11 protein-coding genes are annotated in these 13,802 nt (G+C 51.6%); 3 read left to right on the top strand and 8 right to left on the bottom strand.

All coding sequences use genetic code 11. The features are described from left to right. Positions 1–65: 65 nt before the first annotated feature. Together TH63_RS11515 and TH63_RS11510 are read left to right on the top strand one after the other, a co-directional pair. On the top strand, positions 66–3,131 hold the full coding sequence (locus TH63_RS11515) for a SusC/RagA family TonB-linked outer membrane protein (RefSeq protein ID WP_048921067.1): 3,066 nt from the start codon (positions 66–68) through the stop codon (positions 3,129–3,131). Positions 3,132–3,161: 30 nt separating this feature from the next. Further along, positions 3,162–4,493 (top strand): RagB/SusD family nutrient uptake outer membrane protein, encoded by a 1,332-nt coding sequence (locus tag TH63_RS11510; protein ID WP_048922779.1) that lies wholly within the window; start codon positions 3,162–3,164, stop codon positions 4,491–4,493. 205 nt (positions 4,494–4,698) lie between these two features. On the opposite strand, the gene TH63_RS11505 is transcribed toward TH63_RS11510, so the two are convergent. From TH63_RS11505 to TH63_RS11495, 3 genes are all read right to left on the bottom strand, one after another. Next, positions 4,699–5,931, bottom strand: a complete 1,233-nt coding sequence (locus tag TH63_RS11505; protein ID WP_048921066.1) for an S-adenosylmethionine:tRNA ribosyltransferase-isomerase — start codon at positions 5,929–5,931, stop codon at positions 4,699–4,701. 163 nt (positions 5,932–6,094) lie between these two features. Then, positions 6,095–6,517, bottom strand: coding sequence for a DUF2721 domain-containing protein (locus tag TH63_RS11500; protein ID WP_048921065.1), 423 nt, complete (start codon positions 6,515–6,517; stop codon positions 6,095–6,097). 29 nt (positions 6,518–6,546) lie between these two features. Further along, positions 6,547–7,044, bottom strand: a complete 498-nt coding sequence (locus TH63_RS11495) for a hypothetical protein (protein ID WP_076606471.1) — start codon at positions 7,042–7,044, stop codon at positions 6,547–6,549. 376 nt (positions 7,045–7,420) lie between these two features. Between TH63_RS11495 and TH63_RS11490 the strand changes: the two genes are divergently transcribed. Then, positions 7,421–8,701 carry a PDZ domain-containing protein gene (locus tag TH63_RS11490; protein WP_076606470.1) on the top strand — a complete coding sequence of 427 codons (1,281 nt, stop codon included), beginning with the start codon at positions 7,421–7,423 and terminating at the stop codon, positions 8,699–8,701. Between the two features lie 51 nt (positions 8,702–8,752). Here TH63_RS11490 and TH63_RS11485 read toward each other — a convergent pair whose 3' ends face one another. The 5 genes from TH63_RS11485 to TH63_RS11465 form a co-directional block, all read right to left on the bottom strand. Next, positions 8,753–9,673 carry an NAD(P)-dependent oxidoreductase gene (locus tag TH63_RS11485; RefSeq protein WP_262506196.1) on the bottom strand — a complete coding sequence of 307 codons (921 nt, stop codon included), beginning with the start codon at positions 9,671–9,673 and terminating at the stop codon, positions 8,753–8,755. A 58-nt stretch (positions 9,674–9,731) separates the two neighbouring features. Next, positions 9,732–11,051, bottom strand: a complete 1,320-nt coding sequence (locus TH63_RS11480) for a sensor histidine kinase (RefSeq protein ID WP_048921061.1) — start codon at positions 11,049–11,051, stop codon at positions 9,732–9,734. A gap of 203 nt (positions 11,052–11,254) precedes the next feature. Further along, a complete protein-coding gene (locus TH63_RS11475) occupies positions 11,255–11,929 on the bottom strand; it encodes a response regulator transcription factor (RefSeq protein WP_048921060.1) in 675 nt (224 codons plus the stop codon). Positions 11,930–11,950: 21 nt separating this feature from the next. Next, positions 11,951–12,841 (bottom strand): hypothetical protein, encoded by an 891-nt coding sequence (locus TH63_RS11470; protein WP_048921059.1) that lies wholly within the window; start codon positions 12,839–12,841, stop codon positions 11,951–11,953. A gap of 103 nt (positions 12,842–12,944) precedes the next feature. After that, positions 12,945–13,478 carry a hypothetical protein gene (locus tag TH63_RS11465; protein ID WP_048921058.1) on the bottom strand — a complete coding sequence of 178 codons (534 nt, stop codon included), beginning with the start codon at positions 13,476–13,478 and terminating at the stop codon, positions 12,945–12,947. Positions 13,479–13,802 lie beyond the last annotated feature (324 nt).

Genomic DNA, 13,802 nt, shown 5'->3' with positions numbered 1-13,802 from the left:
TACTTCGCATCCCATATATTAAGAAAATATTACCAACCTATTAGCAAACTTTTAAAACAAACCAGATGAAAAAACTTTTACTCTTGTTCTTGTTTTTGCTCTCGGTGGTCAGCTTTGACGCCATGGCGCAAAATAGAACCATCACCGGGAGAGTAACTTCTGCGGCTGATGGCTCAGCACTTCCGGGCGTGAGTGTGGTTGTAAAAGGTACAACCATAGGCGCCAGCACAGATATCAATGGACGTTATTCTGTAGATGTGACCGGTTCCCCCACCTTGGTCTTTACTTTTATAGGGTTTGCCACCCGTGAAGTACCCTTGGGTTCCAGTAACACACTTGACGTGCGCATGACCGAAGACACCAAAGCCATTGGCGAAGTGGTGGTGGTAGGGTACGGTAGCCAGGAAAAACGCGAAGTGACCGGCTCTATCTCCTCCATCAAGGCCGAAGCCATCCAGAACACGCCGTCCCCCAGCTTTGAGAATGCCTTGCAGGGTAGAACCTCCGGGGTTTTTGTAGAGCAGCAGAACGGTAAGTTAGGCCAGGGCATTAAAGTGCGGGTACGCGGTTCTTCTTCCGTAAGTGCCGGCAATGAGCCTTTGTATGTATTGGACGGCGTTCCGTTGACCAACAGCGTGCCTAACAGCAATGGGGCCCCTACCAACCCCCTGGCAGATTTGAACCCTAATGACATTGCCTCTATTGAGGTTTTGAAAGATGCTGCCGCCGCGGCTATTTACGGTTCAAGGGCCGCCAACGGGGTAGTGTTGATCACCACCAAAAAAGGAAGCTCCGGTGACACCAAAATCAACGTGAGTTTCTTCACTGGTTTCAGCAAGCCTACCAACAAGCGTGAATTCCTGAACTCAGCAGAATATGTGGAGTTGTTCAGAGAAGCGGCCAGAAACTCAGAAGAGCGCGAAGGAGAGCCTTTCTGGGTAGCCTTCAATGAGGGGCGTCTGCAGCGCTATGCCGCCGGCAACACCAACCCGTTGACCTTTGATACAGACTGGCAGGAAGAGGTTTTCCAGGATGCCACCATTAACCAGACAGACGTAAGCGCCGCCGGCGGAACGGAGAAAACCAGGTTCTATACCGGCCTTTCGCACAGCAACCAGGAGGGTATTTTGATCAATAACCGCTTTGAGAAAATGAGTGGCCGTTTAAACCTGGATCACCAGGCCACGGATAAACTTTCTCTGGGAATGAACTTCAGCTTAACCCGCACCAAAAACTACCGGTTGAGCAATGACAACGCCTTTGCCACCCCAATGCAGATTGTGGCCTTGTCACCTGTCACGCCGGTAATTGACCCTAGAACAGGTTTGGTAAGTGGTGTCTTGGATCCGGCCACCGGGCGCCCCAATACCAACTATCCGGTGTACTACAATCCGTTGCTGAACGCCCTGGATGCCGACTTCCTGACCACGGTGTTCCGTAACTTCACCAACGTGTATGGCAGCTACAAAATCATGAACGGCTTAACCTTCCGGTCTGAGTTTGGTCTGGACCTGTTAACCCAGAACGAAGATGCCTATTATGGTAAGTTAACCGCCAGAAACACTGGTACCCCTAACGGGATTGGGGTTAACTCTTACACCCAAATCACTAACTACAACACAAACAACTTCTTCAACTACAACAAGAACATTGGCGATGACCATACCCTTGACGCCGTTCTGGGTATGAGCTACCAGGAGTCTAACCAGAATGCGAACTACGTGGAAGGGCAGCAATTCCCAAGTAACGCCTACCGCAAGTTAACCAGCTCCGCTGATATCACTGAAGGGTCTTCCTCTGCTACAGACTATTCCTTCCTTTCTTATTTCTCCAGAGTAAACTACAAGTTGAAAGACAAATACCTGATTGGTTTAAGTGGCCGGGTAGATGCTTCTTCCCGTTTTGGGCGTGATAACAGATACGGTTTCTTCCCCGCAGGGTCTGTAGGCTGGATTGTGAGCGAAGAGTCTTTCCTGCAGAACTCCACCCTTATCAATTACCTGAAACTGAGAGCCAGCTACGGCATTACCGGTAACGCCGAAATTGGAAACTTTGCTGCCCTGGGCTTGTATTCAGGGGGTGCCGGTTACGGCGGAATCCCTGGTCAGAGCCCCATCCAGATTGAGAACCCAGACCTGAAATGGGAAGAGACAGGCCAGTTAGACGTTGGGGTAGACTTTGGCTTCTGGAACGGTCGCGTTTCCGGCGAGGTGGATTACTACATCAAGAAAACTAACGACCTGCTTTTGGGTGTGAACGTGCCGGGTACCACTGGTTTCAGAACCCAGCTGAGAAACGTAGGTAAACTGGAGAACAAAGGATTTGAATTTGCCCTGAACACAGACAACCTGGTGGGTGACTTCCGGTGGTCTACCAACTTCAACTTCTCCAGAAACCGCAACAAGATCACAGACCTGCAGGGCCAGATCATTAACGGCGGTTACCTGAACCGTGCCGTGGAAGGAGAGCCTATTGGCGTGTTCTTTGGCGTGGAGTATGCCGGTGTTGACCCAGATAACGGTGATGCCCTGTATTACCTGAATACCCTTAACCCAGACGGCAGCCGCAACCGCGAGACTACCAATGACTATGGTTCAGCAGACAGAGTGGTAATTGGTGACCCTAACCCAGATTATACCATGGGTCTTACTAACAACTTCTCGTTTAAAGGAATTGACCTTAGCGTCCTTTTCCAGGGTGTTTTTGGCAACGACATCTACAACGGTGCCGGGCAGTACATGAGCGCCAGCGCCAGCTGGTATGACAACCAAACCAAAGACCAATTGAAAAGATGGCAGAAGCCCGGTGACAATACAGATGTGCCAAGAGCTTACTTGGGCTACGCCAACGGTACAGATCCTTCTTCCCGGTACCTCTCAGATGGTTCTTACATTAGGTTGAAGAACCTTACTTTAGGTTACACCCTGCCTTCTACCTTCACGCAGAAATTCCACCTGGAAAAAGTAAGAATCTACACCGTGGGTCTTAACCTGCTCACCTTTACAGACTATGAAGGCTGGGATCCAGAAGTGAACACAGATTACCTGGCAGGGAACATTTCACAAGGAAATGATTTCTACGGGGCCCCACAGGCCAGAACAATCACCTTTGGGATAAATATTGGGTTCTAAGAAGAAGTGTGCACCAAAAAAAGACTTGTTATGAAAAGAAATATAAAATCATACGCTATGCTGCTGGGCTTTGCCGGCCTGCTGTTTAGTTGCAATGACCAACTGGACATAGATCCTAGAAACGAAGTAAAAACCGGAGAGGCCCTGAACACCTCCTCAGACGTAGAGGCTGCTTTGGTTGGCGCCTATGACGCCGCCGGCGATGAGGATGTGTATGGCGGGAACATCATGTTCTTGCCAGATCTCCTAGCTGACAATGGCGACATTGCCTGGGTGGGTACTTACTCGCAGCCAGGCGAGGTCTATGACAAAGCCATTCTGGAGAACAACTCCTTTGTGGCCGCCACCTGGATGGACAGCTACCGCGTGATCAACATCGCTAACAGTGTGCTGGCCAATATTGGCAAGGTAGACCAGGCCAAAAGAAACAGAGTAGAGGGCGAGGCGAAATTCCTGCGCGGCGCCATGTATTTTGAGTTGGTGAAGCTGTTTGGTAAAGCCTGGGTAGACGGAAATCCTTCCACCAACCCTGGCGTTCCCCTGGTTTTGCAACCTACCGCTGTGATCAATGAAGCCTCTTATGTAAGAAGAAACACCGTGGCCGAAGTGTACGCGCAAGTGTTGAAAGACTTAACCGAAGCTGAGAACCTGCTGCCTTCCACCAATGGTTTTTTTGCTACCAAGTGGGCTGCGGCCGGCATGCTGTCTAGAGTCTATCTGCAACAGGAGAAATTCCTGGAAGCGGGGCAGGCGGCAGACCGGGTAATCAAGTCCAATAGATTCAGGTTGGCTTCTACCTACGCTGAGGCTTTCAATAACACCACCAATAGCACCGAAGATATCTTTGCTATTCAGGTGACTTCACAAGACGGGGTGAACGGCCTTAACACCTATTATTCTTCCTTGCAACGGGGAGATATTGAAATTCAGGACCAGTTGATAGAGCAATATGACCCTTCTGATGAGCGCTTAGATATCTATGAGGGCGGCTATACCAACAAGTTTGATGAGCAGTATGCGGTGGTTCCTATTCTGCGCCTGGCCGAGATGTATTTGACCCGCGCCGAAGCGAGCCTGAGAACCGGTACCAACATTGGTGGTGTTACCCCGGTGGCTGATATCAACACTATTAGAACCAGAGCCGGACTAAGCCCACGCACCACCGTTACGCTGGCCCAGGTGCTGCAGGAACGCAAGTTGGAATTGGTCTTTGAAGGCCAGTTGTTACATGATATCAAGCGTACCCGCGGTACCATTGATGGGTTACCTTTCAGCTCTAACCGGTTGGTGTACCCTATTCCACAGCGGGAAAGAGACGCTAACGTCAACCTTACCCAGAACCCCGGGTATTTTGGCGGATAATCCACCCATATCTTTATAACAAAAAGAGGAGGCCATTGCCTCCTGTTTTTGTTATATTCCTTTTACAGGCCGGGCCCTCCTTGTCATTAAATGGACCAGCATAGGTAAATAGGTTCGTCACTCTTTCGCAGGTAGAAAAACCACTCTAAAAAAAAAGAGTTTAACTGTTTCAGGACTGTTTTTCCAAAAACGAGCTTAAACCAGCTTAAGGCAGTAACAGAGAGCTGTCACCATAGCTGAGAAAGCGGTAATTGTTGGCCAGCGCGTGGCGGTACACTTTCTGCCAGGACGGGCCAATAAGGGCCGACACCAGCAAGAGCAGGGTGCTCTGCGGTTGGTGGAAATTAGTGACCAGGCCAGAGCAGATCTTGAATTGGTAACCCGGCGCAATCAAAATATGGGTGTTGGCCTGAAGGTGCGTTAGTTTATGGCTGTTGAGGTAATACAGCAAAGCCTCCAGGGCCTCCTGCACAGAAATAGTGGTTCTTACATCATACGGGAACCATTGGGGCAAAGAAAGCTCTTCTTCCTCACCGGGCAGAAGGCCCAGGTAAATACCTGCCCCCAGCCAATACAGGCTTTCCAAGGTACGCATAGAGGTGGTGCCCACGGCAATGACCGGCCGGTTTCCATGGTGCAGCAATCGTTCAATAAATTCGCGGCTCACAGAGAGCTGTTCCCCGTGCATGTAATGGTGTTCCATCACATCAGATTTCACGGGTTTAAACGTGCCGGCCCCTACGTGGAGCGTGACAAATGCCTGCTCATGCCCGCGGGCCTCTATTTCCTGCATCACGGCTGGGGTGAAGTGCAGGCCCGCGGTAGGGGCGGCCACCGCACCAGCCTCGGCGGCATAAATGGTTTGGTAGCGTTCCTGGTCACTTTCCTCGGCGTCGCGGTTCATGTAGGGAGGCAGCGGCAACAGGCCGGCGCGTTCCAGCACTTCGGCAAAGGTCTGGTTCCCGGGAGACCACGTGAAATGGATGGCAAACCCTTCCTCGGCGGGGGCCAGGCGCTCCGCCCACAAGGCCCCATCTTCCGGGTATGGCCCCAGCGGCATTTCCAACCGCCCTTCGCGCCAGCGCTTGTTGTTTCCTACCAGGCATTTCCAGACCACAGAAAAGGTTTGCTGCATGGCTTGCTGTACCTCGCGCACCGGTTCCAGGGGCTCCAGGCAGAACAACTCAATGGTACCGCCGGTGGCTTTCTGGAAACGTAGCCGGGCCTGCACCACTTTGGTGTCATTGAAAACAAGCAGAGACTGGGGCGGCAGCGCCGATGGCAAATCTGTGAACCGGGCATCTGAGATCCGGCCATTCCGGTAAAGCAACAGCTTTGATTGGTCCCGTTCTTCCAGCGGAAACTGGGCTATCTGTTCTTCAGGTAAGGAATAGTTGTAATCAGAAATAGCGATCTGGCGCGGATGATAGGTACTCATGTAGGGTGTGGGCAAGAGAAAGTCAAAGGTAAAAACTGCATACCAGCTTCCACTCCTAACGCAGGAGAATCACAGGGAAGTATAAGAAGTTCTTTTTTAAATTAATATTCTTATAACCCCAAAGAAGGTCACTTGTTTTGATATTTCTCTGGGTTTTCTTGCTTCAGGTCAGGGCGGCAGAAGGAGTGAGGTCATCTTTGTGCTCCAGGTCACTAAGTTCCAGTTCCAGGGCTTTCACAGAGATTTGGATTTCCCACAAAGAAAGCACCATAGACACCATGAGTAGCACCAACCCCAGCCCAAAGACAATCTTTCCCGTGGTTTGCCAGCCGGCGTAAATCATGAACATACACAACACGCAGGAAAACATGCTGGCAATGCCAAAGGCCTGCATGTTCCGGATGAGCAACAACCGGGTGCGCAGATTCTGGATCTGCCCATAGATGAGATGGCTCTGGGTGTTCTGGTAAATATGCTTGAGGTCCCTGATAAGCTTGGCCAGGGCCATAAACCGGTTGGTAAAGGCCAGCAACAGCAAGGAGAGCGCCGGAAACAGCAGGGCGGGGGTAGTGAGGGTGATTTCCATAGGCAGTACGGGAAAAGGAGAACCAGGGGCTAGGCCTCCGGTTGGTCGTCTTCGTCTGCCTGGAACTCCAGGTCCTCGGCTACTTCCAGGGCCTTTTCAATTATCTCATCGGTTTCCTCTTTGGTAGAGGCATTCAGCGTGGCCTCAAACAAGGAGAGGATGTATTCGGCGTCATGGTTCACGTAGAGGTCGGTGTAGAGCTCTTCAAACAGGTGGCTTTTGTGCTGAACGACTTTGTCAATGCCGGCAATGGAGGTGGCCTGCAAGGCTTCCTGCATGAGGTCCCGTACCTGCGCGCTTTCCTCATCGCCGCCCAGGTCGGTGAGGAGTTGCAGCAGGGCAATGGCTACCCCCAGACGCAGACGCTCAAACCTGAAACTGACTTCCTCCTGGCTTTTACGGTCGGGTTGGGCCGTCTGCAGGGCGTGTTCCAACTCCTGGTATAAAGGGTCTAGTTGGGCTTGGAGATCATTTTGTTCCTGGGTGAAAACCAGGTTCAGCAAGGTTTGGAAAGGTGAAACACGCATGATGCAAAGTTAAGGGACCGTCAAGTGGGCAATGGCCGCCAGATTGGGCCAGGACGCCAAAGAGGCAAGTTAGGAAAAAGAAACAATGCGTTTATAGCCTATTTTTCGCAAACCAGGCCAAAAACAGGAAACCGCCCCTTTCCTGTAGGAAACCCAAGGGATACCCGAATTAAAAACATAGCGAAGAGAAGCTGGTTACCCTTCCAAACGCGGGAAAACCAGTACGGCGGAAGGGTTAAATGTTCCCATGATTGGTGGCCGGGCACCAGGTTATTTGGGTGCGTGGGAAGCCCTTAAAAAAAATCTCTGAGAATAGGATGGAAGCGGCTAATGTTGGTATTTTTTATTTAACTTACTCTGCCTGAACAAGTCCTGCATGGATCAACCTCCACATACTGCGCTTCGTACCAGCTTCTTCATTGGGTGCCTCTTTCTGGGGTTAATATTGATTCCTGCCCTGGCGAGCGGCCAAACCATGCCCGATAAGGAGGAAGGGCTCAAATTCGAGTTTCCGCGCAATAAGGTCCGGATTCCGTTCAAGCTGGTGCATAACCTGGTCATCATCCCTATCCAGATTAATAATTCCAAGCCGCTCAATTTCGTGGTGGACACAGGCGTAGACCGAACCATCTTAATTGAGCTGAACCCCTATGACTCCATTGCCTTGCTGGATGTGCAGAGCCTTTTCCTGCGGGGCCTTGGCCGGGGTGCCGGTATCCAGGCCATTCTGTCTACTGGTAACCTCATCCGGTTCTCGGGGCTGGAGGCCCGCAACCAAAGCGTATTGGTACTGGAGGAAAATATCTTTGAGCTGTCTAGCCGGGTAGGCATGGACGTGAACGGCATTATTGGGTTTCCCTTGTTCCAGAATTTTGTGGTGGAGATGGACTACGCCAACAAAATAATGACCTTGTATAAACCAGGTAAGTACCCGGAGCGCAAGGCCCGGAAGAGCACAATGGTTCCCTTAACCATTGAAGATGCCAAGCCCTACGTGAACGTGAAGGCAGTTTTCCCAGATGGGCAGAAGTTTCCCATGCGTCTGATTGTGGACAGCGGAATGAGTTCCTGCCTATTGCTCTATACCCCCACCTTACCCGGCGTGAAACTCCCCGACAAACGGATCAAAGCCTTCCTGGGCCGGGGCCTAAACGGCGAGATACACGGCGAAATTACCCGCATCAAAGCCCTGGAGCTAGGCGAATACACCCTTAAAAACCCGCCGGCCTCTTTCCCGGATACCGTTTCCATCAGGTACGCGCTTTCTTTGAACAACCGTAACGGCAACCTGGGGGCCGACGTGCTGCAGCGCTTTAAGGTGGTGTTTGATTACCAGAAATCCAGGATGCTGCTGAGGCCCACCAGTAAACTCAGGGACCCCTTTGTATACAACCTGAGCGGGCTGGAGCTGATCACGCCTATTCCGGGGTTCAACTTCTACACGGTTTCAGACGTGTTACCCGACTCGCCGGCAGAGAAAGCAGGCCTCCGGGCCGGCGATGCCATCATCAGCATCAACGGGGAGGCGTGCCTGGAAAAGTCATTCAGTGAGGTGCTGGACCTGTTCCAGAACAAACCCGGCCGCAAACTCACCCTCAAGGTCAGCCGCCAGATGAAAGAGTTCAATACCACCCTCCACCTGCAGGACCTGATTTGAAAAAAGCCGTTTTGGGGCAGTTTTACAGAAAACAGCCCAAAAACGGAAAGCTTATTTCTTGGGGTTCACAAACTGATAGATAGCCGAGAAGTCTTCCTGGCCTAAACCGGCCTGTTTGGCCTGGGCATACAATTCCTTGGCCGCGTGCAGGGTAGGCAGCGCAATGCCCTGCTCATAAGCCGTTACCCCGGCCAGGTGCAGGTCTTTGTGCAGCCACTCCAGGGGGAACTCCGCGGAAAAATCACGGGTGAGCAGCTTTTGCTCCTTCATTTTAAGGAACGGGGCGCCCCCAGGGCCGTTCATCAACGTCTGGCAAAGCACTTCCTCGGTGAGGCCCAAAGAAGTACCCAAGCGGAGGGCCTCGGCGAAGGCCGCCATGATCTGCCCGAAGAGCATGTTGTTGACCATTTTCATGCTGGCACCCTGCCCGTGCGGCCCAATGTGCTGCACCGCCTTGCCCATCACCTCCAGCAAGGGCTTAACTTCTTCCACGTCTTTGGCCTCGCCGCCCACCAGAAACACCAGTTGGCCGGTTTGGGCGGGCATCAAGGAACCAGATACCGGGGCATCTAAATACCGGTGTCCCATTTTGAGGGTGATCTGCGCCATGCGTTGCGAGAAGGAGGGGTTCACGGTGCTGGAGTCTACCCAAAGCGAGTTGCCGGGCAGTTCTTTCAGGAAACCGTCTTTACCTAGGGCTACATCCTCCACGGCCTCTGGCGTGGCCAGCATAGTAAAAACCACGCGGCATTGGCGGCCTACTTCCTCTGGGCTGGAAGCCAGGGTGGCGCCCTCTTTTACCAGGTCTTCAGCTTTTTCTGGGGTGCGGTTATAGACCACCAGTTCATGCCCTGCTTTCTGCAGGTTGGCGGCCATGCGGCTACCCATGATGCCTAATCCTATAAATCCTACTTTCATGGTTTCTGTGTTAGTTAGAACGCGAAAGTAACTATTTACGGACCCGGAAAACAGAGGGCCAGAAGCTGGCGCCGTTTTAGGCCTTTTTTTCTGAAAACGGGCCTAAAACGGCTTAGCCCTGAACCGGAAACTGGAACTTGAACGTGGTGCCCTGGTCTTTCACAGACGTCACGGAAACGTCTATTCCATGGAAGGTGGCAATGGTATTGACAATGGGCAGACCCAGGCCGTGGCTCTCACCGTCTGGGGCATGAAAACGCTTGAACCGGCTGAAGATGTGGGGCAACTGATCCTCGGCAATGCCTACCCCGGTATCAATGATGGACAGCTCATAGCCAGTGGCAGTGGGCTCACCTTTGATGGTAATGCTGCCTTGGGGCTTGTTGTATTTGATGGCGTTATTGACCACGTTAAAGAGCAGCGTAAACAGCAAGGATTGGTTGGCATTAGCGAGCGTAAAATCCCCTGTAAGGTCCAGGTGCAGGCTGACTTCCCTAGCCTCGGCGCGCTCCTCAATTTCCTCGGCTACCTCACGGGCCAACTGCGGAATATTGACGGCCTCGTTCTTGAGGTACTGCTCATTCTCAATGCGTGAGATCAGCAATAGCGCCTGGATAATGTTCTTTAAACGGTGCAGCGTTCTTAGGTTATCTACCAGTTTCTCCAGCAGGGTTTCAGGGGTCTCTGGGTCAGAAAGCAGGTTCTCCAGCCGGTTCTGTAGAATGGAGATGGGCGTCAAAAGCTCATGCGAGACGTTGCCAATGAACTCCTTTTCCTTCTGGAACGCCTCCTGTATCTGCCCCATCATGGCATTGATGGTGTTGTTTAGGTACAGGAAATCGGTGGTATTGGTGTTAAGTTCCTTGGGGGTAAAGGCACTGGGGTGCTCCACGCGCTGCAGGCGTTTGACAATGAGGGTGAGCGGGCGCAGCAGCAGTTTGTTATAGGCCTGGTCCACAAAGATGGTGATCAGGACCACGCCCAGCAGGAAGTAAAGGGCATAGGTCTGCAGCATTTTGCTGTTGTCCCCAATGGTGTCCAGGGAGCGGCCAATTTCCAGCAGGTACCGTTTGCCGCCCAGGTCAAACGTAGAAGAAAGCACCCGGTACTCCACCACGGCATTGTCTACCTTGCGCAAGCTATTCTCAATGCTGTTGACCACCTTCCCCGAAGAGATTTCCTCCAGTGAGATAAACTCCTCCCGAAACAAGTTGTAACTGCCGTAGGCATTCCCGGTCTCACCGGTGATGAAAGATTCTATGCCCTGGTCCTCAATGATCTGGTACATCCTCTCCTCTTTCTGCAGCAAACGGTTATCGGCGTTCAGGAGGGCCACCTTGTTCACCAAGGTGGGCAGCAACAGCAGAATCACCAGAAAGATGATCACCTTTGAGGCCGCACTGAACAGCGTAAGCTTAGATTGGAGACGCATTGGGTAATGTGCTAATTCTTTAATGTGCTAATGTGCTGATGAATCTGGGAATATGAAGATTTGAAAATTTGGGCTTGTGGGAATTTATCTAATCTCTTGTAAAACCAGGAAGAATTCGTTTTGGACCTGTTTTAGCCAAAACAGGTCCAAAACGAATTCTTCCCTTCGATAATTTGCCTACTTTAAAATAGTACACCAGCACATTAAATAGTTAACCGATATCCTACGCCGCGCACGGTTTCCAGCCAGTCTGTAGAGGCGTGGGTAGATAGTTTCTTGCGCACGTTTTTGATGTGCACGTCTATGTAGTTGGAGTCATAGTCATCTTCCAGAATGTTGCCCCAAATATGCTCCGTGAGTTGCAGGCGCGTAAGAATACGGTTTTTGTGCAGCAACAGGTAATGCAGCAGGTCAAACTCCTTTTTGGTAAGCGAGATTTCCTGCGGACCGAAGGTCACACGGCGGGCGCTGCTGTCCATCTCAAACCCATGGAACGCCACCGAAGAGGAGGTGAGCTTGAACTTGCGCCGGAGCACGGCCTGCATGCGGGCCTCCAGTTCTAGCAGTGAGAAGGGCTTGGCCAGGTAATCATCGGCCCCCAGGCCCAGGCCTTTAATGCGGTCTTCCAAGGCGCCCCGGGCAGTTAAGATGATGATGGCCGGGTCATTGTCTACCGCCTTTATCTCCTGGAGCAGGTCAAGGCCGTCAGAATCTGGCAGTCCCAGGTCCAGTAAGATGAAATCATAGCGGTTTACGGCAATTTTCTCTGAGGCTTCGCGGCCGTTAGAGGCCCAGTCACATTGGTAATGTTCCTGCGCCAGAAAATGCATTAGCTCAGTGGCTAAACTGGTCTCATCCTCCACTATCAATATATGCATAGGGCAAGGGGGTAGTCAAAATTAAAACGTGTAGCTAAGGTTTAGCGAGTAGAAAGACTGTGGCTTGGACTCATCGCCCTCCAACTTGTTCACCGGAATGGCGAAGCGGTACGCCGGCTCAATATCAATATTTTTCACGCTAAACACCACCGGTACCTTCAATGAGTAGTTGAGCACCTTAAAGCGTTTGGTGGTGGTGGTAGACGTGGTAGTGGTGCTACCGGTCTTGCCTCCCCCCAAAATTGGGTCTAGTGGGGTAGAGGGCGACTTTTTCTTGTTTTGAGTGGTAACGGTATGGGTTTCGGAGAACTCCTGGGTACCGGCAATGATACTAACCTTGGGGTCAATGCCCACGGCGTTCTCGCCTTTCCAGAGGTTCTGCAACGGAATGTAGCGGGAATTGTCCAGAACGGTGAACACATCACTGGAGCCCCCAAAGACATAACTGGTGGTAAGGCCGGTATAGAGGTATTTCCAGTCCAGGTTCAGGTTGGCGGTGGCGGCGTTGGAGGTCACGGACTTCACCAAAGGCGTGTTTGGCCCGAAGAAAAACCTTGAATAGCTCACCGACCCGTCCAGGCGCTTGCCGATATTAAAGATATACCCGGCGGTAACATCGGTCTCGTCTATAAAATCTTCGGTGTCAAACAACTGGTAAGACATTGCCGAAATAAAAAGCCCTGAGGCATGGGTATAGGTGAGGGAAGGGGCAATATAAGGGTACTGGATGGCCGTGTTCCGGCCGAAGAAAGAGGCATTGTTTGCCGCCTCCAGGCCTATGGTCCAGTAGCCTTTTTTGGCGGTTGAATCTGAGGGTGCCGGCTCTGCTGGGAGAGTCGTTCGCGGGGCTGCCAAAGCGGGGGACAGGAAGCCCAGGCTAAGCAGGTAACAGAATCCAATCAATTTTTTCATCTGTGCGGTCAGGTAAAATGGTTAGAAGGAAAACCAGCCATTTCTATTAGTAGAAATGGCTGGGTATATTATTAAGTACTAAAAGGTATTCAGGGGTAGGCGTCTAGTTTTTGCCTACTTTAATGATTTTGCCTACGCCTACGGCGCCCCCTACTTTCACCGGTCTCACGGCTTTGGCGGCATTGCCGGCAGCTTTCACGGCGCCGGTAGCACCACCCTTAACCGGGCGGGCCGCTCTCTGCGGACGGGCGGCAGAGCCTTTCAAGGAGAGGTCTACATCTCCTGATACTTTCTCTGGCTTAGACTGGCGTTTGGCGGTGGCCACTTCTTTAATGGTCTGGCCTTTTTCTTGCCCCTCTTCCTGCGTCTCTCTGGCCGTGTTGCTTACCTTCTTCCCCTGTTTGTCTTTTTCTTTTTGGCCTTTAGACCTTTCCTGGCCAAAAGGCTCAGGGCTTACAGGTTGGTCTGAATTCACCCCGGGCTGCTCCTTAGAGAACTCTTCTGCGGGAAGGGCAGAAGGGGCCACTGAAACCGAAGAAGCCTTCTCAAGTTTGACCAACAGGAGTGTCTCTGTGCTCTGGGCAAAGGAGGTAGAGGCAGTTAGAACGGCGGCGGCTAATATATAAAAGGTTTTCATGCGAGGACTTTGGGGTGAAGTAGTTCAAAGTTAGAATGTTTAAATGATGACAACATGATGAAACGTCCTGTGCACCAAAAAAATCTGTGCTATACTTTTAGAGAAAGATGGTTTCTGGCTAATATTCAAAAAACAGGCCAGAAACAGCAAAATTTTATCCGGAGGATATAAGGCTAAATACTACGAGTTAGTTCCGGTTATTCTTGCGGATGGCATTCGCTTTTCCAGAGATCCGTATGCCGGAATGGAGGTGATTAACAACCAGTTAATGCACAACCATAGTCCAAATAGTGTTTTCATGTGTAGGTGGTGCGTTATAGGTGG

The sequence above is a fragment of the Rufibacter radiotolerans genome (assembly GCF_001078055.1).
GTDB lineage: Bacteria > Bacteroidota > Bacteroidia > Cytophagales > Hymenobacteraceae > Nibribacter > Nibribacter radiotolerans.
The sequence above is the reverse complement of the archived record's forward strand: the minus strand, read 5'-3'. Positions and strand labels throughout refer to the sequence as shown.

What these genes read in the sequence shown, in the direction of transcription:
- TH63_RS11480 (WP_048921061.1), bottom strand. Translation starts at nt 11,051, where the DNA reads ATGCGTCTCCAATCTAAGCTTACGCTGTTCAGTGCGGCCTCAAAGGTG.
- TH63_RS11515 (WP_048921067.1), top strand. Translation starts at nt 66, where the DNA reads ATGAAAAAACTTTTACTCTTGTTCTTGTTTTTGCTCTCGGTGGTCAGC.
- TH63_RS11500 (WP_048921065.1), bottom strand. Translation starts at nt 6,517, where the DNA reads ATGGAAATCACCCTCACTACCCCCGCCCTGCTGTTTCCGGCGCTCTCC.
- TH63_RS11505 (WP_048921066.1), bottom strand. Translation starts at nt 5,931, where the DNA reads ATGAGTACCTATCATCCGCGCCAGATCGCTATTTCTGATTACAACTAT.
- TH63_RS11510 (WP_048922779.1), top strand. Translation starts at nt 3,162, where the DNA reads ATGAAAAGAAATATAAAATCATACGCTATGCTGCTGGGCTTTGCCGGC.
- TH63_RS11495 (WP_076606471.1), bottom strand. Translation starts at nt 7,044, where the DNA reads ATGCGTGTTTCACCTTTCCAAACCTTGCTGAACCTGGTTTTCACCCAG.
- TH63_RS11465 (WP_048921058.1), bottom strand. Translation starts at nt 13,478, where the DNA reads ATGAAAACCTTTTATATATTAGCCGCCGCCGTTCTAACTGCCTCTACC.
- TH63_RS11490 (WP_076606470.1), top strand. Translation starts at nt 7,421, where the DNA reads ATGGATCAACCTCCACATACTGCGCTTCGTACCAGCTTCTTCATTGGG.
- TH63_RS11475 (WP_048921060.1), bottom strand. Translation starts at nt 11,929, where the DNA reads ATGCATATATTGATAGTGGAGGATGAGACCAGTTTAGCCACTGAGCTA.
- TH63_RS11470 (WP_048921059.1), bottom strand. Translation starts at nt 12,841, where the DNA reads ATGAAAAAATTGATTGGATTCTGTTACCTGCTTAGCCTGGGCTTCCTG.